The organism is Streptomyces inhibens, from assembly GCF_022221585.1.
In the GTDB taxonomy this organism is placed as follows: domain Bacteria; phylum Actinomycetota; class Actinomycetes; order Streptomycetales; family Streptomycetaceae; genus Streptomyces; species Streptomyces inhibens.
Genome location: NZ_CP084681.1, coordinates 1395796 through 1417731, shown reverse-complemented (window position 1 = coordinate 1417731; position 21936 = coordinate 1395796). Strand labels below are relative to the sequence as shown.

Genomic DNA, 21936 nt, shown 5'->3' with positions numbered 1-21936 from the left:
CTCGGGTGATGTCGTCCGGGGCCAAGTCGGGGCGGAGCCGGTGCCAGGAGGGATGCCGCAGCAGTCCGGCCCGGGTGATCGTGGCGTACGTGACCTCGCTGACCAGCCGTGGCAGCACCCACCGCGCGCCGACCGCGGTGAGCCGCTTGCACACGATGCCCTCCAGGCCCGCTTCACGAGTCGCCTCCAGCGCCCCCGCGCCGTGGCTCACGAGCGCCGCCGACGTCGACCAGCTCGGGCCCGCGAGCCCCAGCCCCTCCCACGCCCGGCGGCGCTCGGCGTGCAGAGTCCGGGCGCGGACCAGGTTGACCCGTCCAGGAACATGGCGTCGAGAAGCATCAGGCGCGCGGGCACCTCGCGGGCCTCCGGGCGGCCTTCGCGGGTTGACCGGATAGCCCCAAGTGGGATTCACCATCAGTCGCTGGCTACTCGCCCCTGTCACGACCTGGCGCGCTCTCCGTATGACCAGGAAGCGTCCAGGCTTAGATCCACGGCGTGGATGGTCGCGCGCCTAGCCACCCATCCAGACGAGATGGGCCTGGCGCGTGCGCATTTGGTTGAAGATTCGAGTCGTCCGCACCGCGGGCCACGTCACCGGGCCGGAGGTACTGGGCAGCATCGAGTACGGAGCGAGCGTGCTGAACTGCCCCCTGGTGGTCGTTCTCGGCCACGACTCATGCGGCGCGGTCGCGGCCACCCGCGACGCCGTAGAAGATGGGGTCGCCGCGCCCGGGTACGTACGGGACGTCATCGAGCGCGTCACGCCCAGCGTGCTGGCCGCCCGCTCCGCCGGCCTCACCCAGGACAGCGACACCATCGCCGAGCACACCTGGCACACCGTCGACCTGCTGCTGGACCGCTCCCGGGTGCTCGCCGACCAAGTGAAGGCCGGACAGACTGCCGTGGTGGGCCTGTCCTACCGGCTGGCCGAGGGCCATTGCAGCGGACGCGAGACCCTCCCTCACCAGCACGTGCCCTGATGGACCGCCTCCTGCTCAGCGCATGCCTCCACAGCTTCACCGTCGAGGCGAATCCGGCCGATACCACGCTGCGCGTCGAACCACTGCACTACATCCACCGGCGCACGCACACTCCTATCCATTCATACCGTCATTTGTCGACCCGGCCAGGCGTGAGCCCCGGATCATCGCCCAGTCGGCACCGAGCGCGGCAGGAGCTCGAACAGCCCCGGACATGGGTGACCGCGCATCCCCAGGAAGCCGTCGGCCGCGAGTTCGAGGGGACCCGGCTGAAAGCGCTGTCGCACAACTTCGGTTGCCGCCGAGACGTTTGGGCTCCCGGATGCAGCTGTACTCTGGTGCCACAACTGGCATCAGGTCCGATCTCCGAATGCTGAGGAGGATCGGACCGCGGCGTCGGCGTATGGCCCCGGTAACCGACTCGTTCCCCGGAGTGGCGCCGCCGATCCTGACTTTGTGCTGACTTGCTGACCTGGAAACACCCTCTGACCTGCAGCGATGCCTTGCTATGCCTCTTCGGCTTCCACTGGCACCGGGTTTGGGGCAAGGTTGCGGGAGTAGCGGGTTGGCCAGCATCTATGCAGGTCAGAGGTGGTGCAGGGCGGATTGACGCATGTGCATGTGTCGCCACCTGTCACCACCTCTGGCAGGGTGCATGCTGACTCAATGCTGACTTGGCTGACGGTTCGTCAGGCAAAAGTGATGGCATGTCAGTTCCATGGTCTCGCGCCTTGAATCGGGGAGCGGGCAGCCTCGCATGTCTGAGTGGTTGAGCAGGCTCGACCTTTATGGTTGGCCCCGATGTAAACGTCTGTCCTGAGTTTTGTTCGGTGTCCAGGGAATGTCGTCGAAGACACAACGGCTGAGGGTGACGTGCTGGGGTGGCGCAAGAGAAGCGTCATGCTGGCGGGAGATGCTTGCATGCCCGTCGCGATCGAGGTCCCCGCTTCCAATGAGGGCCCCGACGGCGATTAGCGGATGGCGGATACCGTCGGGCGACGAGGCTGGATACCGCTGAACTTGCAGGGTGATCTGTGGCGGTCTCCGAGGCGACAATGTCGATCAGATCCTCCCCGCATCGACGTCATTGCCGTTGATCCCGCCTCCCACGCATTGCTCCCGTAGTCTGTGGCTGGCTATTCTCCAGTGACTTGAGCGCATCTGTGAGGCGGGGCGTATTTGCCCAGGCCAGAGGTGTGTTGCCGGTTGGTCTCGGGCGGTGTCGAAGGGTTTTCGGGAGCATTCTCCGATCCGGGGAGGTGGCGAGCCGCCTGCCTTAGGTCTCTTCAGCCTCGTATGGGGCGGGGGTCACCCCGTGAGGGCAAGGTTGTGCAGCCGGGCGATGCCGAGCATGGCGGTGTGCACGCCGTCGCCTTTCAGGCGGCAGTCACGAAGGATCTTCCAGGTCTTCATCCGGGCGAAGACGTGCTCGACGCGGGCGCGAACCTGCTTGTGGGACCGATTGTGTTCCACTTTCCAGTCCGGGAGTTCTTCGTCCTTGCGGCGGCGGTGCGGAATGACCAGTCCGGTGCCCTGATAGCCGCCGTCGGCGATGGTCATCGTGTTGCCGACGGCGGCCTTGGCGCCGGATTCTTCCCAGCCACGCGAGTCGTGTCGGTTGCCCGCTACGGGCCGGCCGACCACCACGACCAGACAGGTGTCGGCGTCGATGACGACCTGGTGGGCTGTGGAATAGCGGTAGTTCTAATAGGTCTTCGGTGAGCCCGAGCACGTGAGTGCAAGGGCCGCCAGGCGAGGCGGAAGTCTGCCGCCGTTCTGGGACTGGATCCCCGTGTTCAGACCGGCTCCGCCTCGCCCGCGCCCTACCGGGCGGAGACCTTCGGTAGTTCCGGGACCTTGATCTCTCGTCAAAGACCGGTCCCGCCCGGCAGGAGCTCGGACATCACCGGTTTCATGTCCTCAGCCCGCCGACAGGGGCCACCTCTCAGCAGTTCGCGAGCCTAGTTGCATGCGTCCGAGACCGGCACGCTGACCGACCGTTACGTGGTGGAGGTCGTCCGGCGCATCCCGGCCGACCAGCGCGGCGACGTGGCTGACGAGCTGCGCGCCACGATCGCCGACACCGTCGAGGCCCGTGGCCTGGCCGATCCGGAGAACGCCGAGCGCGAGGTGCTCACCGAGATGGGCGACCCGATCCGGCTCGCCGCCCGGTACGCGGACCGGCCGCTCGCACTGATCGGGCCCGGGCTCTACCCGACGTACGTACGGCTCCTCACGGTCCTGTTGTCCACCGTGCTGCCGCTGGTCACCGCCCTGAGTGCGGTGCTCGGCATCCTGGACGGCCAGGGGGTCGGCGAGGTGATCGGCGGGGCCGTCGGGGCGGTGCTCTCCGTCGGCGCCCAGATGATCGCCTGGCTCACCGTGGTGTTCGCCCTGATCGAGCGGTCCGGCAAGCGGGCCGGCGCGGTCGGCAGAGCCTGGACGCCCGACGACCTGCCCGACCGCCGCGTGTCGAAGGAACGCGGCGCGGCGGCCTACGCCGGGGTGGCGTGGCACGCGTTGCTGATCGCCCTGATCGTCTGGCAGCACACCGCGCAGCCGTACCAGACCGACGGCGGCACACGCCTCGATGCGCTTAACCCGGGCTTGTGGTCGGGCTGGATCTGGCCGATCCTGGCCGGGCTCGTCGGCCTCGTCACGCTCGACGCGATCCGGGCGGTGCGGGTATGGACGCGTTCACTGGCGATCTGGAGCGCCGGCGCCCAGGCAGCCTTCACGCTGCCGCTGGCGTGGATCCTGCATCGGCAGGAGCTGTTCAACCCGGCCTTCCTATCTGACGCCAACGGTGGCTGGCAAACCCCGCAGTTCCTCTACACCGTGGCGGTGGTGGGGGTCCTTGCGGTGGGCGCGGGCGAGGTGGTGAAGCGGTTCCGCGAGGCGCGGGACTGATTCCGCGGCAGCTGCTGGGGTTCTGCGCACAGGACGTTGATGTCAGGGGGTGGACCTGTGGGTTCGTGGTGAAGTCGCGGGGTCGGTCTCCAGGGGCCGTTCCAGGAGCGCGCGGGCGAGTTCGCGTAGCGGATCGCGGTCTTCTCACTGAGCCCGAAGACCGCGGTGAGGTGAGGGGATCGGGGCCGCGGACGAGTGCCTCTTCGAACTGGCGGTCCATGCGGAGTCGTTCCAATGTCGCGGTCTTGCCGTTCAGCGCCGGTCCGGCGACGGAGCTCTTGCTGATGGGACCGGTTCCCAGCGCGGTCTGCTTGTTGATCAGCAGATGCGGGTTGCCGGTGTCGGGCCAACGGTGGCGGCGGAACTCCAGCCACTCGTTGGCAAGTTGAAGGGTGAGGTCGTCCAGTCGGCGGGTGCGGCCGTCGATGGTCAGGAGGCGGTTGCCGATGTCGAGATCCTCGAGCTGGAGGCGGCGCATGGTGCCGGGCCGTGCCGCGTGGACCGCGGCGAGGGCGAGGATCAGCCGGTCGGCGGGGTGGGTGACGGCGGCGACGGAGCCGTTGATGTGCTCGGGCTCCAGGGCCTGGATGACGCCTTCTTCGCACTGGCCGACGCGGATGCGGAGGGTGGGGTTCTTGAAGATGGTGCCGTTCTTCTTCGCCCACCGGAACAGCGATCGAAGCGCGATGATGGTGTGCCGGCGTGGAGAGCCGTGGACGGTGTCGAGGTGTGTGATCACGTCGTTGCGATCCGTCATAGTGATCCTGTGCCAACTGCCGTCCACCAGATGTCGACGCTGCTGCCAGAACCGATGTCGGCTTTGACCGCGAAATTCCCGGCCGGTACCGGGAACACGGCGACGCCGCTTTGGTTGGTCTGCCAGTAGGTGCCGGTCAAGTCGGTGGCATCGGGAATGCTGACACCATCAATGGTCACGCTGACCTTCACACGTCCCCGACTTCCTGAGCGATAGTGGGCGATCACGAAGCCGGACGTGGTGGTGGTGTAGGTCCTTGTGCCGTTCAATCCCTGGGTGAGACGCTTCGGCTTGCCGAAGACATGCGCGATTCCGTTCACCTGCAGAGTGCCGTCGAAAGTGACGTTGGTGCCAGTGACGAACTTGGTGCTGCTGCCGATCTCTAGAGGTACGTTCCCGTTTCCAAGCAGTCGGCGGATCCTGACGATCTTGTCGGCTCCGACAGCAGTGACGTTGCCGTGAGCGGTGACGTCGCGGTTGGCGGTGACGTTGCCGTTAGCGGTGAGGGCACCTTCGATGGTGACGCCCTTCTTGTCTGCGTCAATGGTCAGGGGTTCATTGACGGGGCCGCGGATGTGCGTGGTCCTGATGCTGTTTCCGCCGGTCACTGTGACGTGAGCGTTGACTTCGACGTACTTGTTGAGCTCCGTTTCGCCGTTGACGGTGAGCTGACCTCCGACGGTGAGCGGGTTTCGAATGGTTGTGCTTCCTGCATGTGTTCCGACGTCGAGTGATGTATGGACCAGGAGTCCTGCGCCTCCGCGAACCGTGAGGGGGCTCTCGTCGTCGGGCCCCGTGATGCCGTCTCTCGCACGGATCAGTCCGCCGGCGGTTGCGGTGTTGACGATGATGTCGGGGTTGTTGACCTTGATGTAGGTGGTGAGGTAGCGGGTCTCATTGCCCATGGTTGCTTTGAGGGTGAAGCTGGTGTCGTCGACCAGGTTTTCCGGTGAGGTCCATGCGCCGTCTTTGGCCGTAGATGACCCCTGAGTGCCGTTCGGTTTCCGGTAGTACATGGTGTAGATGGCGTGGGGGGTGCCTTCCCAGTGGAGGGTGGCCTTGGTGTTTCGGTTGATGACGACGGAGGCCGGTCGGAAGCTGTGGAGGTAGAAGGAGTCGTCGCGCTTGCTGACTTCGCCTCGGCCGGTGCGTTCCCGGTATGCGCCGTCCGCTCCGGTGGTCGAGGTGGATTCCTCCCAGGTGATGTTGACGGGGCCGGCGCCGCCGTTGACCTCGATACCCCACAGCTCCAGCTGGACGTTCCATGTTCCGTCGAACGCGGCGGGCTCGTCCGGCGGTGGCGAGCAGGTGAAGACGACCTGGTTGGGGTCGCGGGCATCGCGCTCGACATTCCATGGCCGCTTGCCTGAGGGAACAGTCAACTCGCTGCGGATCAGGGCTGGTTCGCTGGTCAGGGCTGATGCCTGGCGCCCGGTCGGGATGCGGACCTTGAACCATTTGCAGTGCACGGGCCAGTTGGCGCCGGACTTCACCCGTCCGTAGGTGAAGGTCAGCTTGGCGTACTCCGGTTTGGCGAAGGTGGAGACATGGAGCGGGCTCGGGTCCGGGACCATGGCGGGCGGGAGCAGCATGGGGAGGTCTGGGGTAGTCATGGTTCTCAGGCTCCTGGGCTGGCGGGATGGTGTCAGTTGGGCAGGGGTGTGGCGGTGAGGGTGGCGTTGCCGGCGCGGCGCTGGGGGTTGGTGTCGCCGAGTGCGGTGTCCTCGGTGATGCGGGTCCGGCTGCCGAGCGGGGTGCTGATGTCGAGGGTGAGGGCGAGGGTCCAGGTGCCGTCGAAGCGGGCGGGTTCGGCGGGGAGGAGGGTGAGGAGGGTGGTGGCCGGGGCGGTGGTGGTGGTTTCGACCAGCCATTGCCGGCCTCGGCCGGGGCCGCGTTCGAGGTCGAGGCGGGTGCGCAGGATGGCGGGTTCGTCGGCCGGCACGGATGCGTTGTCGGCAACCGGGAGGGCGAGGGCGATCCGCTGGCACCGGATGGGCCAGGTGGTGCGGCCGGTCGGGTCGTCGCCGATGGTGAGGCGTACGCGGTGGAGGGCCGTCGCACCCGGTTGTGCGGTCGTCGCCGGGGTGTGTTCCAGGCGGTAGGGGAGGAGCAGGGGGGCTGGGTTCGGACTGGTCACGACGGGCTTCCTTCCGGGGCCGGTGCAGCGGCGGGTGCCGGGTTGGAGCGGGTGTGTCCGGGGGCGGCCGGTTGGAGTTGGAGGTAGCCGGAGCGGGCGATGGGCAGGGGCGCGTCCGGGTGGGAGAGCTGGTCTGCGTTGTAGATGAGGTGCTCGTCCCAGTCGGGCAGCGGGAGGCTGGTCGCGGTGCTGTCGACGGGGACGGGTTCGGCCCAGGTCCAGTCGCCGTGCCAGGCCGCGGGGCGGGGCATGACGAGGGACTTGTCCGGCGGTTCGGCGACGACCGTGAACTCCCGGACGGTGCAGGGTTCGTCGGCGGGGCTGGTGTGTCGCAGCCGCAGGTAGCGGGCGGTGAGCGGTGTTTCGGGCGTGTGGTGGATTTCGGTCACCCGGGTGTTGCTCTGGAGCGTGGTCCACTGCTCGCCGTCGGTAGAGGCTTCCAGTTCGGTGTCGGCGGGGGTGTGGCCGCCGTCCGGGCGGCCGAGGAGGATGTCGACGGCTTCCACCCGGCGTTCGGTGTGCAGGTCGAGGCGGACCCAGTCGCCGACGGCGGGCGGCTCGCTGCTCTCGTACGAGGTGGTCGCGTCGCCGTCCGCCATGGCCGAGGCCGGGTGGCCGGGCCGGGCTGTGACGGAGGCCGCTGCCGCCGGCGGGCCGAAGCGGTCGGGGGCGAGCAGCGGGTTGAGGCGGAAGGAAGCGCGGATGCGGGCGAGGGCCCGGTGGGTGGTGTCCGCGTCCACCGAGACTTCGGCGACGGGGAGGATGTCGGTGGTGGCGTGGACGGCGGTGTGGGGGCAGGCGAGGAGGGTGAGGTGGTGGGTGGCGGGGCGGTCGGCGGGCCGGGCGGGCAGGGTGAGGTGTGCGCCGGTGTCGATCGCCGTCACGTAGGTGTTGGTGGGGCCGTCTGGGTCGACCGCGTGGAAGCGGTGGTAGCGGGTTCGCTGGTCGTGGTCGTCGGCGGCGAAGTAGCCGATGAGGCCGTCGGTGAGGCGGTCGGGGTCGCCGAGTCGGACGGTCCAGCGGTGGTCGGGGTAGTCGCGGTAGTCGGGGTGGGCACCGTGGTCGGGGTAGTCCTCGCCTGACGGGGTGAGGACGCGTTTCCAGCTGGGGTCGTTGAGCGGCTCGCCCATCAGGTCCAGGTTGAGGCGGGTGCGGATGAGGGCGATGGGGCGGCCGATCAGCCGGGCCGGGGAGCGGTCCTCGTAGGGTGAGGGTTCGAGGATGTGGTCGAGCGCGGTGTCGATCGTCTTGCTGAGGGCGTCGAAGGCTTCGGGTTCGTGGCCGAGCAGGCCGCGGGCGAAGGCTGCCACATGGGGGTAGGCGGTGACGAAGTCGTCGTCTTCTGGTTGGCGGTAGGGGGCGTGCGGGAGCGCGTTCCAGGCGGTTGTGGGGGTGTTCTGGGCGTCGCGTACCACGCGCAGTTCGCCCAGTGGTTCCCCGTCGGGGCCGTAGACCAGCAGGGTCTGGTCGAGGTGGTTGACCAGCAGCCAGCCGGCCACCGGGGTGTCGGCGCCGGGGAGTTGTGGGGCCGGGCTGGTTGCGCTCGCCTCGGCGGGGGGCTGGTCGGCCCGCAGCGGCACGGGGTTCAGGCGGACGCGGGCCGGTTGGACGAGGCGGGGCGGCAGCTGTACGAAGCGCTGCGGTCCGGGCGGGTCGGGGAACAGGTCGTGGTCCGGCACGACGCTGTCCGCGCGGACCAGGGGGAACTGAATGGGTTCGGTCTGGTTCGGCTGCACCAGCGAGAGCACCCGGCCGAAGCGGTCGATGACGACCAGCTCGATGAAGTGGAACTGCCCCGCGCGTACGGGCTGGAAGCGCTGCTCGCTGTGGCCTTCGGCGCCGTCGGGGACGTGGTTGGTCTCGCCGGCCAGGGCCAGGACCGAGTGGTCGGTGACCGCCTGGGCGGCTCCGTCGTGCTGGATGAGCCAGTCGTGGAAGCCGTCGAGAGCCTGGGAGAGCACGTCCATGCTCTCCAGATCCTCGCGCATGGCCAGCAGTTGCCGCGCCAGGTGCGGTGGGGCATGCTCGGCGAGTCGGCGGGCCTGTTCGCTTAGCACGTAGCGGGTGGAGGGAGTGAGGAAGGCGCGTCCGCCGAAGGCGTTCCAGCGGCGTCCGCCGTCGCCGTCGCCGGAGGCTGCGCCGGTGCCCTTCCATCGGTAGCGGTCGCCGTCGAACTCCCAGTGGGGGGCGGTGTCCTTGCTGCTCTGGTAGGGGGTGGCGCAGTGCTTGATCTCCCACTGGAGGTAGAGCGGGAGCCAGGGCTGGCGCCAGACACGGGTGTATTCGGGCCACGGGCCCTGGGAGCTGGTGAGCGGGCGAGCGACGATGGCGTGCAGCGCGGTGAAATCGGCTTCGCCGCCGGTGACCTGGGTACGCACGGCCTTGTCGAGCAGCGCGAACTCGGCGACTACCGCCCGGATGATGCCTGGGACTTGGGGCGTATTGGCGGGGAGCAGCGGGTCTGCCGGGACGTCCACCCAGGTGTTGTTGATCTTCACTTTGGTGAGGAGGCGGGAGGGCAGGCGGCAGGGCAGCGGGTCGTCCTCGTCACGGCCGAGCGGCTGGGTGGTTCCCTTGCCGGTCAGGGCGAGGACGGGGTCGGCGGGGCGGTAGTAGCTCTGCCGTGGGCTGCGCTTGAGCTCCAGCTCTTTGGGGAGTTCCAGTTCATTGTCGTCGGGGTAGCGGTCGATCGCGTCCTGGACCTCCTCGGGGGTGAGGCCGTGCGGGACCTTGCCGCTCAGCTCTTCGACCTCCGCTTCGAGCTGCGCGACCTGCGCGCCGGCTTCCGCGATCTGCTGGTCCCAGACGGTTTCGTCGAAGTCGAAATTGAGGGGGCGGCGGTCTTCGGGCAGGTGGCGCAGCCACCACAGCGTCCACAGCCGCCAGCGGGCGGCAGCCAGCCGGTGCACGGCCTGGTCGTAGGCATCCTGGTCGTGGTTGAGGGTGGTGATCCAGTCCGGCTGCTCCGGTGGCGGGGCCTGGGTGTCGGCCTGTTCGCTGGGCCGGTTGACGACCTGCCAGGTGGCGCCGCCGTCGTGGCCGCTGAACCAGGTCCGGCGGGTGATCTCATCGAGGGAGACCTGCCAGTCGGGGCCGTCGAGGTCGTCGGGGTTGCCGTGGAACAGGGCGCTGAACTGGTCGGCGAGCGGGGTGCCGCCGGTCTGTTGGTCGGCGAGGGCGGCGACGGCGTCGGCGGTGCTGTGCCCGATCGCGACGTTGACGTCCCGGGTCCTGGGGCGGTCGGAGTCCGGGTGTCCGCCCTCGCGGTTCCAGGGGATGCCGAGGGCGGTGCCGACGTAGCGGGTGCGCGTGATCGTGCCGGACATGTCGTCGGGGGCGGCCCAGCCCAGAGCACGGAGCACGTCGGCCGTGTTGTCGGGGTCGGCGTCGGGGGGCAGCAGGCCCTCGATGTCGCGTGCCTTCTTGAGGATGTCGGCGGTGTCGTCGCTGTACCAGCCGATGACGCAGTAGCTGACGGTGCACGGCGGCGGGTAGTTGTCGTTGGCCTTGAGGTCGGCGAGGGTGTCGTGGAAGAGGAAGACGTTCTCGTGGTAGGGCGCGAAGGCGGCGAAGGCGGGCAGGCCGCTGCCGATGGCAGTGAGGAACAGCGGACGCGCGGCGGGCTCCTGCCAGGGGCCATCAGCCAGGGGGTGGACGCGGCCGATGTAGTCGGCGCGGGGCGTCTCCTTGGAGGAGGCCGGGTCGACGAAAGGCGTGGACGCTGATTCGACGGGCCCGCCGTCGGCCTTCTCCAGGTAGTCGCTGTGCACGAGGAATCCGGCGGCCTTCATCTCGCCGCGCAGCTCGGCGTAGCGGATGACGAGCCAGCGGTTGGGCACCAGGGGAAAGGTGCTGGTGCCGGTTTCGGGGTCGATCGCGCCGGTGGCCAGGGCCTCGGGCAGCTGCCACTGGACGTGGATGCCCTCGTCGGGAGGGCCCTCGGAGTGCTGGATGGAGGGCTCGGCGTTGCTGCGGTGGTCCTTGGAGAACGTCCACGGGTATTTCGGGGTCCAGCGGCGGAAGACGTCGTGCTCGTTCACGTCGCGGGTGGCCAGCAGCGCGTGGACCTCGACGGGGACGATCAGGTCGGTGTCGGTCATCGGGCACTCTCCTGGCCGGGCGCGGGGTCGAGGGTCAGGCGCTGTTCGACGGGGGCGTTGACGAGTTGCAGGGCGAACTCGCCGGGCGCGAGATCACTCAAGGCGGGGTCGAGAGCGGCGGCGAGGGCGGGCACCAGGCCCCGCTCGCCGCGCAGTGCGAGGACGTCCGGGGTATCCCTCCCGGGCAACCGCCGCAGGTGGCGGGTGAGCAGGCCGCCGCCTGCCGGGTAGTCGCGGTACAGCGGGTAGCCGAGGTCGTCGCCGGCCCGGTGGTCGCGCAGGTGGAGGACACTTCGATCGCCGTCGCCGTCGCCGTGGCTGTCGATGCCGAAGTGGATGCCCTGTCCAGGCTCGCGGATGACGATCTCGTCGGGCAGTGTGTCCAGGAGGAGCAGCAGGGTGTCGGGGGCGAGGTGGTCGCGGCGTAGTTCCTCGACGTTGCGGCCGCCGGCGGTGGTGAGGATGTCGAAGTCCGGCCAGGCTTCGACGAGTTCGGAGCGGATCAGCAGTCCGCCGCGGGGGGAGTCGGCGGTGCGGGTGCGGTGGCGGTCGGTGGCGGCGGTGAGTGCGGTGTCGGCGAGTGCGTCCAGGGAGGTGTGGACGCCGACGTCGCGGGCCCCGGCGAGCAGTGCCTCGATCCAGTTCTCGTCGATGCGGAACAGCCGGATCGACTCCGCGGGGAGCATCGCGGGGTTGGGCACCAGGTAGTTGAATGGCACCCGGCGCAGCAGCGTCAGGTCGTCGAGCCAGGCCGGCATGGTGCGGGTGTGGCGTTCGGCGGTGGCCTGCAGAGCAGCGGCCTGGGGTGCGGCGGTGAGCGCGGCGCGGGCGGCGGCCTGGGTGAGGCGGGTACGGCGGGTGCGGCGAGCCGGGGCCTGGTCGGGTGGGGCGAGCGGGCGGGAGAGCACCTCGATCAGTTCGGTGGCGAAACCGGGGGAGGCCAGTTCCCGCAGACTCCGCCCGTTCAGATCGCCGGGGTCGGCCGTGGCAAGCCTCGTGTCGGCGGTCAGGGCCATCATCGTCGCTGCGGTGTTGGCCAGTTCGCGACGGGCCCGGGTCATCTCCTCGCTGTAGTCGGGATCGCTCAGGGCCAGGGTCCGGCCCAGCGTCCAGGCAGCGGCGTAGGAGACGTCGAACAGACCGTGCTCCGGCTCGTAGATCAGTGCGTGGTCGGCGGTGGTCTGCGGGGTGTCGCGGGCGAAGTCGCGGGTCTCGGCGGCGATGACGGGAACGAGGGGGCCGCGGTACCAGCCGTAGGTGGTCTCCCCCGACAGCAGCCGGTAGGGCAGTGGGGTGTAGCCCAGGTGCAGGCGGCGGCGGGCGTACTGCTCGGCGTCCGGCGTGGACCGCGCTGCCACACTCCCGTGCGGGCGCAGGCGCAGCGCCAGGTTCTCCCGGTCGCCGCGGGCGGGTGCCACGAGGTTGCCGAGCAGGGCTGCGGCGTCGCGGGTGCCGGCCGGGTCGCTGGTGAACGTCCAGGAGTGCAGCACGCACAGCCTGACGAACTCCACGCCTTCGTCGAGCTGGCCTGGGTCGAGCTTGCCGTTGAAGCCCTCCAAGGAGACCAGGTGGGCTGTGTAGGTGCCCACCTGGCGGGGGAAGCGGTTGGACGCCAGGACGGCGTACTGGCCCTTGCTGAGGGTCTCGGCGTCGTCGCGCTGCTGCTGCCGGGGGGTGACGTCGCGGACATGGGCGAGATAGTGCAGTTCCTCCTCGCGTGGCACGAGGGCGGTGAACAGCTCGGCGGGGACGTCGATGCTCTGGCAGCGGCTGGCCTCGATGCCCGGGGTGATGCCGATGTCGCTGAGGTCGGGGCCGAGGATGCCCCCGCCGGGCCGGCGCAGCTCGGCGACCGTGCGGGTGGTCGTCTGCCCCAACCCTTCAGGATCGTCGGGGAGTTCGCCCGCGCGGAAGACCATCAGCGCCAGCCACGGGGCCTGCTCGGGCACCGCGCGGGCCTTCAGGAGCCGCTCCCAGGGCAGGATCGACCGGTTGAGGGTGATGTGCGGCAAGGTGCGGCTGAAGTCGCCGGCGGCGCCCTCGGCCGGGTAGTGGGCGTGCACGGACGAGGGGTCCAGGACGAACCGGACCGCGCGGATCTCGAACTGTTGCTGGGTGACGGGGAGGGCCGGGTTCACGTCGACCCGGTTGCCGTTCTTGGTCAGGCGGTGCTCCGCCGTGAGGGTGTAAACGCCGGCGGTGGCCTTCGGCCGACGGTAGTCGTGGAAGGCGACGCGGAGGTCTTCGGTGCCGCTCAACGTCGGTTCACCTCTCGACGGTGGTGGTCATGGGCGGGTTGGTGAACGTGGACCGGGCGAGGACCTCGTAGCCGGTCAGCGCCTCGTCGGTGCCAGGGGCGAGGCCGAGGCCGGCCAGGGCGGCGTGCACCGAGGAGCGGCGGGCGGCGGTGGTGGCGGAGGCGATGCCGGTGTCCGGATCGGCGATCGTGGCGATACTCCCCTCATCCGGGGCGGAGGGCGGCCCCTCCGGCCCGGAGCCCAACAGCGGGATCGGCGCGTCCGGCAATCCGTCCGCGTCCAAGGCCTCCGCGTCGACCCAGCCGACCGCCTCGGCCAGTTCGGGCTTCGGGATCTCGAAGGCCATCCCGGCCAGGCAGCCGCTCAGCAGGCCATCCCCGTCCAGGACGTCACGGGGGTCGCCCAGCGGCGCACCCCACATCGCCTTGGCCATGTCCTGCCGAAAGGCGTCAACCGTCCACCCGGTGGGGGTGTAGAGGCTCTCGAACCGTTTCAGGGTGACGCGGTGTTCGGAGACCACTCCCTGCAGGCGCATCGGCCGGATGTCGATGGTGTCGCCGACGGACCCGGTGAACGGCTCGTCGTCGTTGTTGTTGAAGATGATCCGGCTGGCGGGGATGGCGACCTCGGTGCGCACGGCGAACCCGTCGGCGGAGACCAGCAGGGGCTCCCCCGCGTCGGACCGGGCCGCGGACTCCTCCGGGTCGACGTCGACCAGCAGCCCGCGCAGCGGGGCGATCGACAGCGGGGCGGGCAGCTGGACCTGGAACTCCGGCCACTCGATCGCTGGTACGCCGTCCCGGCCGGTGCCGAACGAGACGGTGAACGAGATGAACCAGACCTTGATCTTGGCCCGGCCGCCGATCGGCGGCCCCCACAGGTCCAGCGACACCCCCACCGACAGGGAGACCCGCACCCGCACGAACAGCACCTTGACGGTGGCCGCGACCCCGATGCTCAGGCCCATCGACAGGTCGAAGTAGAACGGCTTCCACTGCACCAGCGCGTCCAGCCACGCGGTGAACCACGCCTGCAGCTGGATGCCATGGCCCTTGTCGTAGCTGGCGGACAGCTCACCGCCGGCCATGAACGCGCCATCGGTGAGCGCCGCGTACACCTTCCCGCGAATCGTCACCGGGCCGATCGCCCACCGCCAGCCCACACGCGGCGGCGTCGGGTAGTAGTCGGGCCGCTTGAAACGGGGGTGGTAGCCGCCGAGAGTGAACACGAAGCCTTTGCCACCGCCGACTGCGGTGCGGTCCTGGCCCCAGATGTACAGGGACAGGCCACCGGTGAGCTCGGCCGCCGGGTCGATGACGTACGAACCGGGCGCGACCACCGCGTCCATCGAGAACAGGCCCTGGTCATGGTGGTAGCCGATCGCCAGATCGATCACCAGCCGGGCGATCGGCTTCTTGACGGCCCTGCTGCGCGGCAGGTCGATCGTGGTGCGGCCGATCAGCAGCACCTTCCACGACTCACCGCCCTCGACCAGCAGCAGCGCACGGGTGCGCAGGAACTCGAACGAGCTGAAGTCGATCCCGCCCGCGCCCCAGTACTGGCCCTCACGCGGGGTGATCCAGCCGCCGGGGCCCGCCAGTTTCTCCAGCACCTGCTCCGGAGTGTCGCCGCTGCCGCCGCCGTCCAGCCGGTTCACCAGCGGGAACTGGCCGACCTGGTCGATGGTCGGGGTGCGGACGGTGCTGTTGACGCCTAAGCCCAGCGAGATGCCGATCACCCGGAACGGGGGAGGCCCGAACAGCCCACGCTCGCCCCCGGAGATCTCACCGAACAGGAACATCGACGACCAGCCGTCCACCGCCTTGGCATACGACCCGGCCGCGTGCAGGGCGAAGAACCCGGTCTCGATCGCGGCCAGCCCGACGAACTGCTCCTTGAGCCCCGGTGCGACCTCCGAGCCCGTGCGGCGCTCCACCATGCCACTGATCTTCAGCGGCGGCTTGTCCAGCTGCACACCGGCCCCGCGCAGCCGGGGCTCGACGTCCAACTCCCCATCGATGCCCAGACCCAGGCCCATCAGGACCAGACGGACCGGCCCCACCGACAAGACAGCGTCGAGGGCGACGAAGATCTGGCCGTCCGCGAATCCGATCCCGATCCGGGAGAACCGTACCGGCCCGAACGCCAGGTCGAGGTCGCGTGACCAGGTGTCGTCCGCCGCGCGCACGGCGAGCGGGCCCCGGGAGGCAGCCACCAGCGTGCCGCCCGCACCGGTGGTGATCGGCAGGACCAGTGGGGCTTGGGGCACTCCCCCGATACTCAGCTCGATCTGGACGGCGATACCGGGGCCGGCCGCCCTATCGGCGGCGAAGCGCGGCAGCCTGCGTTCCGCCGCGGAATCGACCTGATCCAGTGCGGAGTTGAGCGCGGCAGCCTGGTCGGCGGTCCATCCGGTAGGCGTCGAGGTGAAGGCGACGGCGTCCAGGACCAGGTCCGCGCCGGGCGGGATCGCCTCGCCGACCAACGGCAGATCCGAGGCCCGCGCCCCGAGCCGGGCCCGGAGCGCGGCCGCAGTGCTGCGGGGACTGCCGGGGCCGGTGCCAGGACGACTAGCGTAGACCCAGCCTGTGCGCTCGGTAGCCGCCGTCAACAGCACCTGGCCGGTCGTGGAGTCGTAGCGCACCGACAGGGCATGCAGTTCGGGTCGTAATACCTCGGGCAGATCAGGCAGGTCGACACCGAGCGCGGCCACCAAGTCGGCCAGTGGCACGCCCGTGTCGGCCGCCCAGGAGGCGGTGACTACGTTCGTACCGGACAGCTCCTGGTACACGACGTTGAAGCCCAGTGCGCGCAGATCGCCGTGACCGTCGGGGACCTGGACCGTGAGCGTCCCTGAGACGTCCTTGTCGTAACCGCTGTCCGCCCGCCGCGACAGGCGAGCCCGCAGGGCGAGGTCAGCGTCGGCGTCGCCCAGCGGGAACCCGGCATCCGCCTCGACCCGGAATCCGGTGGTTCCGGCGCCCGTGTCGTACGCCACCATCAGGCGCTCCGGGGCCATGTCCGTCAGGACGAACGGCGGCGCAACGCCGAACAACCCGAAGATCGCCTCTGCGACGTGCCACTCCTTTCCTGACTCAGGCATCAGGAGGAACTCGAAGCTCTGCTGCTCCGCATCGAAATCCAGCGGACAGGTAAGGACGAGTGATTCCCCGTCCTTGACAGCGAGACCCGCCTGGGCGTACAGCCCGCGAACGGCGGCGCCCTCCAGCATGCGGATTTCGTAGACCAGCAGGACGTCCTGCAGTCCGATGCCGCTGAGGACCGACAGCACGGGATGGTCCTTCAGCGACAAGGCGATCTGAACACCGATGATTTCCGCGTCGTCGTCCCCGGGTTCCGAGTCGGCGGCGGTGAAGAACCACAGGGAGACCGTCGGCGTGTCCGGGGCGACGATTCCGCTGAGACGCAGATTGCCCGCGTCCGGGTCGATTTCCGTGAGACCAGATCCGACGGTGAACCAGCCCGTGAGAGCTTTGATGTTCACCGCGTTCTTGAGATCTCCCAACTCGTCCGGAATTCCGTCGGGAAGATCCAGCCCCTGCCCCGGGGAAAGGCCGTTCAGCCATTCCTTGAGCTTGCCGCAGGTCATTGCCACAACGCATTCCCTCCCGACCGTCGGGCCGCGCTGAGCACGGGCCGTCGTAAGCCGACGTGAAACTCGGGCGCACGCTACCAGCGCCAAAATTCATATCGGAGATGATCCGGCCATTCGGAGGGTGGCCACCTCTGACGCTTTAGCCTGTTTCCATGGCATCAGTATGCTTTTGACTGTTTTGTCACAATATTCAACATTGTACCAGTGAATAACCCGTTAGAGCGATCATATCGTACGTTGAATCTGGACCAAGATGGGCCTAAAAGTGCCCTTTGCGGGGTGGCGCAATCCCGACCGGGTATCACTCGACAACGTCCAAAAACCCCTCTCGCCCTCGCGGTAAGACGGGGGCGCAATGCGACTCCGTGCTATTTTCTCCCGCATCTTCGACGCTTCGAGAGAAGGCTGCGCATGCCACCGAAAACAAGGCCCCGCAAGCCGGATAGTGAGCCGAATCTCCTGCACGGCGGGAAGCAGACCGACACCTGCCCTCGATGCCGCTTCCCCAGGAACAAAAAAGACAAGAGCAAGGGGAAGCTGCTGCACGGCATCCCAGAAGTCACCGACAGCGCGCAGCTACGCAATGTCCTCGTCACGATCGACCGCAACCTCAGGCAGGACCACGACCTGATGAATGACCCGGCCGCCATCTTCATGATGGGGGTACTGGAGGCCAGAATCGGCGGGCGCGAATACTTCCTCATCGCTTCCAGCGGGCGGACGGCGGATCCGTGGATCCGGGAAAAGCACCTCAGCGGAATCAGCTATCACCAAGGAGCCTGGGAGTCGGTGAACCCGACGATTCCCGCCGGCCACCGGGGCTGGATGACCATCCGGGGCGAGAAGGTTGATCTTAATACGAACATTGCGGGGGTGACCAGGCCGTGCTCCGCCATGAAACTTCTGCTCGGGCTGGGCGGAAAACGACTTGAATGGAAGTCCGTCGAGTACCTGCGCATGAGCGAAATGGTGTTTGTCGGCCCCGACGCGGACGACGCCGAAATGCGGCAATGGCACGGGAAAGGCGCCACCAGCTCCTGGACCGCCCACTCCTGCAACGCCTGCGAGGCCCGCATCCCGTACCTGATCTGCGATGTCCCTGTCAACCAGATCGTCGACTGACAGCGACGACTTCCGCGACCGACGGCTCCTGCCCGACCTGTCGAGCCATGCGCAAGAGGTTGGCGAACGGGATCCGTACGTGCGTCACCGATGCCCACCACCCAGACGCGCTCCGGCGCCACCCCGACCGCGGCGCCCCGCACGGAGCGCACGCCCGACGACCTGTTCTGTATGGGGCGGGAGTGATCGTTGGCCCTGGGCCCCGCACGAAGCGGTGTGGGACCACGCCCTCAGGCTTCCCGCGAGCTTGTTGTTGTCGATCGCGGAGAGCGTGCGGTGTATGTAGAGGGCGCCGCTCGTCGATCGCCAGCCGAGTTCACGCTGCTGCGGGGCGGGATGCTGATCTGATGGGAGGGCCGGAGAGTTGACGGTTACCCCGCTGATACTGGCGGCTCCAATTCCGGCGCCTCAAGGGAGTGCCGGGAGTAGTGTGGTGCCACCACTGGCACCGGGCCTCGACCTCGGACGTTGCGAAGATCTGGATCACACCGTGCCGCCGCATGGCGGGGAGTCGGCCTCTTTCCCGTCTCGGCGCCGCCGACGCTGACCTTGTGCTGACTTGCTGACCCGGAAACACGCTCTGACCTGCAACGATGCCTTGCCGTACCTCTTCGGCTTCAAGAGACATCGAGCCGTGGCCACGAGGTACGACTGTGAGGATGTGAGGGTGCCGCCTTGGGCGGTGGTCTGGCCCGAGGTACGACTGGCTCTGATGCCCTGAGTTTGATCTGCCGACCGCTGTTCGAGGCGGTGCATGCTGCCGCCGGACCGGTGGGCGTGTCCCGATAGGGCCCTCGCGACAGGCACCGTCACAGTCCTGACCGCCGCACCTGGCCCGACGTCGGCAACGCCGGTGTTCCCGAGGCGATCAGGAGACAGACCACCGTGCCCAGCATGACCCAGCACACCCCATCGCGTCACCACGCGGCCGACTCATCTGAGGAAGTCGTCCTGGGCATAGACACCCACAAGGACGTCCACGTGGCCGCGGTGATCACCACCACAGGAGTCCTTCTGGACACACGTGGCTTCCCGACAACCCGAGAGGGCTATCGTCAACTTCTCTCGTGGGCACGTGCTTTCGGGCAGGTACGGCGGGCCGGAGTGGAGTGCACCGGCTCCTACGGAGCCGCACTGACACGCTTCCTGAACAACGAGGACATCGCGGTCAACCAGCCGGACAAGGCCATCCGGAACTGAATGCCGCGCAGGACGCCAGCCCGGAGGCGGCTACGCGCCGCACGCTCCGGCTCTTGGCCCGGCGGGTCATGCATCTCACCGAGGAGATCGCCGATCTCACGGCCCGGATCACCACCGCGATCGATGCTTGTGCACCCAAGCTGTTGAACGTCTACGGAGTCGGACCGGACACTGCCGCAGCGCTGTTGACGGCTGTCGGCGACAACCCCGGCCGGCTGGGCAGCGAAGCGTCCTTTGCCGCCCTCTGCGGCGTCAGTCCTGTTGAGGCGTCCTCAGGCAAGACCCAGCGCCGCAGGCTCAACCGCGGCGGTGACCGCCAGGCCAACTCCGCGCTCTACACCATCGTGCTGGCCCGCCTACGCTGGGACACCCGTACCCGCAGCTACGTGGAACGACGCATCACCGAGGGCAAGACACGTCGCGAAGCCATCCGTTGCCTCAAACGCTACGTCGCCCGGGAGATCTACCAGACCATCACCCCCGGCAGAAGCAACACACCAGCAACGGCGGTCAGTTGACATCCATAGGGGCATCAAACTCGCGGTCCGCTACGAGGCGACCGTCCTCGTTGCCGCCATCAACGAGTGGTTGCGACGTACTGGTCCGACGACAACGCGAACACCCGTACTCGCCGACCGCAGGTGGGATTGACGGTCTCACGGACCGGATGCATCCCCAGTTTGGTCATGATCCGTTCGGAGGCGTCGTTGCCCACTTGAGTGATGCTGACGATCCGCTCCAGCCCTCGCTCTTCGAACCCGAACCGTACAGCGGCCGCAGCTGCCTCGGTGGCCAAGCCCTGCCCCCAGTGGGAACGTCCCAGCCGCCAGCCGACCTCAACCGCCGGCAGTACCTCCGGCAAGAAGTCGGGCACCGAAAGGCCGGTGAACCCGGCCAGCTCGCCAGTGGACCGGATCTCCACGGCGAACAGGCCGAAGCCCTGTGACTCCCACTCGCTCTCCCATGCCTGGACCCCGCCGCGAGTCTGCTGTTCGTCACGGACGCTGCCGTCACGGATCCACCGCATGACCTCGGGGTCGAAGGGCGGTGCACACACGACAAAGTACGTGAGGTACTGCAGTTTGCTCTCCGTATCGAGGGCATCCGCGTCTCCGTGATGGCTTACTTCGCCACGACGATCCAGTCCCTGCTCGTCGACGAGGTCTATGACGCGAACGACTTGGACCTTGGAGTCATCCGCCTTGCGGCAGACGCGGGGCTCGTCATCACCCTGGTGGGGGACCCTGGCAGGCTCTCTACGGCTTTCGCGGTGCACGCCCCGAGAACGTCCCCCGCCTCCTGAGCCGGCTGGGCTTCGAGCGCAGTGAACTCCAGACCTCGTTCCGCTGGCGTGGCAGTGCTGGCCAGACATCGTTGGCATGCCAGCTGCGCCGCAAGGAGAGGGCAGTCCTTCCCGCAGGGGAGGCAGGGGACGTCGATGTCGTCCTTGCTCGCCAGTGGAGGCTGTTGTGGAATGCTGACCCTCACATCCTTCCTCTGGCCGTCAGGCCCAAGACAGGCCAGTTCCAGGAAGCTGTGTGCACTCTGCTTCTGAACGAACTCGTCCAGAGCACCTTCGGTTGGCCGGCCGTCGACCTCATCGATGCCCGGGCCAGCTTGGGCATCATGGAGAGCGACACTCTTGCGGAGCTGCGTCCGCATCTGCGTAGCGCCCTTGAGCGCCTGGCGGGCCAGGGCAATCTCGCCGGAATCTGGGCCGACTTGGCAGCCACAATGGTCACCATGACGCCCGTCGAGCCGTCGAAGGGCCAGAAACGGGCACCCCGAACCGCCCTCGCCGATTTGCGGACGAGGCTGGAGGTCGCCCGCGAGGGACTGGTCCCTGGTATGACCTGCCACCAGGCGAAGGGGCGGGAGTGGGACCGGGTCGGGGTGAGGCTGGAGGAGGCCGACGCGGCCGCGCTCCGGAGAGGTCTCGACCCCACCGACGAGGCCCACCGCGCGCTCTACGTCGCGCTCACCAGGACACGTCACCTCAGTCTCGCGGTGTAAGAGGTCCGGGGGCGCCGACGTGTGGCGGCTGGGTCTCATACTCGTCGGCCCAGCCGCCGCGATACTCCATCCGCAGTCGGTCAACCGTGGCCGGATCCCTGAGAACACGGCCGGTGATCGACTACCGGTGTCACCCCATGGGGCGAAGCACGGGGCGAGTTGTAGACCTGCACCACCTGCCTCCGTAGCGTGCCAGTTCTACTGGGCAGTCAGGCGAATCGGGAACAATGGATGGGGAGTCGGATGGAAGGAAATCGGCGTCGCGCCAGCCGATCGGCCGGCTGTCGGCTTCGGCGGCCACCATCAGCGGGATGAGGTACGGCAGGGTGATGGGGAATGCCTGCTTCTTGCGTGACGCCCGCTTGCTCTTGGCGCGGTAGTCGCTGAGGAGTTGCAGGCAGAGGCTGTTGTCGGGCTGCTTGCCCACTGGCATGGACGTGCGGATCAGTGACATGTGGTTGCGGATCGTGGTGACGTTGAGCTTCTGGCTCATGAGGTGCCGGCCGTACTCGGTGTACGTGGCTGTGGTGCACGGAACGGCGACGCGGCCCTCATTGGCGCACCACTCCCGGAAGCGGCGCATGGCCGATCCCCGTGGCCCGAACTCGTTGCTGCCGGTTTCGTCCAGGGCGCGAGCGGTCTCCTCGGAGACACATGGTTCCGCTCGGTATAGCGCTGCCCGTCTGCCGCGGTGGGGATCTCGTCGCCCGGCCGGAGGACGGTGTTGTGGTCGACGTACGATCCGGCGGGCGGAGTCGCGACTATCAGTTGCGCGCCGTCTTCGACGAGTTCGGCGTCAACCATCTGGACGAGCTCAGCTCTTGCGCCCATCAAATCCCCGTG

General features: G+C 68.3%; 10 protein-coding genes and 4 pseudogenes. 5 read left to right on the top strand and 9 right to left on the bottom strand.

The annotated features are described in order from the left end of the window. Nucleotides 1-7 precede the first annotated feature (7 nt). Nucleotides 8-410, bottom strand: a pseudogene (locus tag KI385_RS06650) (ATP dependent DNA ligase); the annotation flags it as partial. Nucleotides 411-569: 159 nt separating this feature from the next. Here KI385_RS06650 and KI385_RS06645 point away from each other — a divergent pair. Further along, nucleotides 570-980, top strand: a pseudogene (locus KI385_RS06645) (carbonic anhydrase); the annotation flags it as partial. A 1308-nt stretch (nucleotides 981-2288) separates the two neighbouring features. Here the strand turns inward: KI385_RS06645 and KI385_RS06640 are convergent. Beyond that, nucleotides 2289-2684, bottom strand: a pseudogene (locus tag KI385_RS06640) (transposase); the annotation flags it as partial. Between the two features lie 261 nt (nucleotides 2685-2945). Here KI385_RS06640 and KI385_RS06635 point away from each other — a divergent pair. Next, on the top strand, nucleotides 2946-3890 hold the full coding sequence (locus KI385_RS06635; RefSeq protein ID WP_238571280.1) for an HAAS signaling domain-containing protein: 945 nt from the start codon (nucleotides 2946-2948) through the stop codon (nucleotides 3888-3890). 753 nt (nucleotides 3891-4643) lie between these two features. Here the strand turns inward: KI385_RS06635 and KI385_RS06630 are convergent. The 5 genes from KI385_RS06630 to KI385_RS06610 are packed head-to-tail and all read right to left on the bottom strand — an operon-like array spanning nucleotide 4644 to nucleotide 16752. After that, nucleotides 4644-6260 carry a hypothetical protein gene (locus tag KI385_RS06630; protein ID WP_238571279.1) on the bottom strand — a complete coding sequence of 539 codons (1617 nt, stop codon included), beginning with the start codon at nucleotides 6258-6260 and terminating at the stop codon, nucleotides 4644-4646. Nucleotides 6261-6292: 32 nt separating this feature from the next. Further along, nucleotides 6293-6784, bottom strand: coding sequence for a hypothetical protein (locus KI385_RS06625; protein ID WP_238571278.1), 492 nt, complete (start codon nucleotides 6782-6784; stop codon nucleotides 6293-6295). Beyond that, the gene (locus KI385_RS06620; RefSeq protein ID WP_238571277.1) at nucleotides 6781-10884 is read right to left on the bottom strand and encodes a discoidin domain-containing protein; all 4104 of its coding nucleotides are present in this window, start codon (nucleotides 10882-10884) and stop codon (nucleotides 6781-6783) included. The genes KI385_RS06625 and KI385_RS06620 overlap by 4 nt, the downstream gene beginning before the upstream one ends. After that, a complete protein-coding gene (locus KI385_RS06615; RefSeq protein ID WP_238571276.1) occupies nucleotides 10881-13142 on the bottom strand; it encodes a hypothetical protein in 2262 nt (753 codons plus the stop codon). The genes KI385_RS06620 and KI385_RS06615 overlap by 4 nt, the downstream gene beginning before the upstream one ends. A gap of 7 nt (nucleotides 13143-13149) precedes the next feature. Then, the gene (locus KI385_RS06610) at nucleotides 13150-16752 is read right to left on the bottom strand and encodes a DUF6603 domain-containing protein (RefSeq protein WP_342593520.1); all 3603 of its coding nucleotides are present in this window, start codon (nucleotides 16750-16752) and stop codon (nucleotides 13150-13152) included. A 417-nt stretch (nucleotides 16753-17169) separates the two neighbouring features. Here KI385_RS06610 and KI385_RS06605 point away from each other — a divergent pair, with 417 nt between their 5' ends. After that, nucleotides 17170-17880, top strand: a complete 711-nt coding sequence (locus tag KI385_RS06605; protein WP_238571274.1) for a hypothetical protein — start codon at nucleotides 17170-17172, stop codon at nucleotides 17878-17880. Between the two features lie 894 nt (nucleotides 17881-18774). Continuing rightward, nucleotides 18775-19598: pseudogene (locus KI385_RS06600) on the top strand (transposase). A gap of 59 nt (nucleotides 19599-19657) precedes the next feature. Here KI385_RS06600 and KI385_RS06595 read toward each other — a convergent pair. After that, complete coding sequence (locus tag KI385_RS06595) at nucleotides 19658-20356, bottom strand: GNAT family N-acetyltransferase (RefSeq protein ID WP_238571273.1); 699 nt, start codon at nucleotides 20354-20356, stop codon at nucleotides 19658-19660. 260 nt (nucleotides 20357-20616) lie between these two features. On the opposite strand from KI385_RS06595, the gene KI385_RS06590 reads away from it, so the two are divergent. Continuing rightward, on the top strand, nucleotides 20617-21093 hold the full coding sequence (locus KI385_RS06590) for an ATP-binding domain-containing protein (RefSeq protein ID WP_238571272.1): 477 nt from the start codon (nucleotides 20617-20619) through the stop codon (nucleotides 21091-21093). 130 nt (nucleotides 21094-21223) lie between these two features. Here the strand turns inward: KI385_RS06590 and KI385_RS06585 are convergent, their stop codons facing one another. Then, nucleotides 21224-21586 carry a hypothetical protein gene (locus tag KI385_RS06585; protein ID WP_238571271.1) on the bottom strand — a complete coding sequence of 121 codons (363 nt, stop codon included), beginning with the start codon at nucleotides 21584-21586 and terminating at the stop codon, nucleotides 21224-21226. Nucleotides 21587-21936 lie beyond the last annotated feature (350 nt).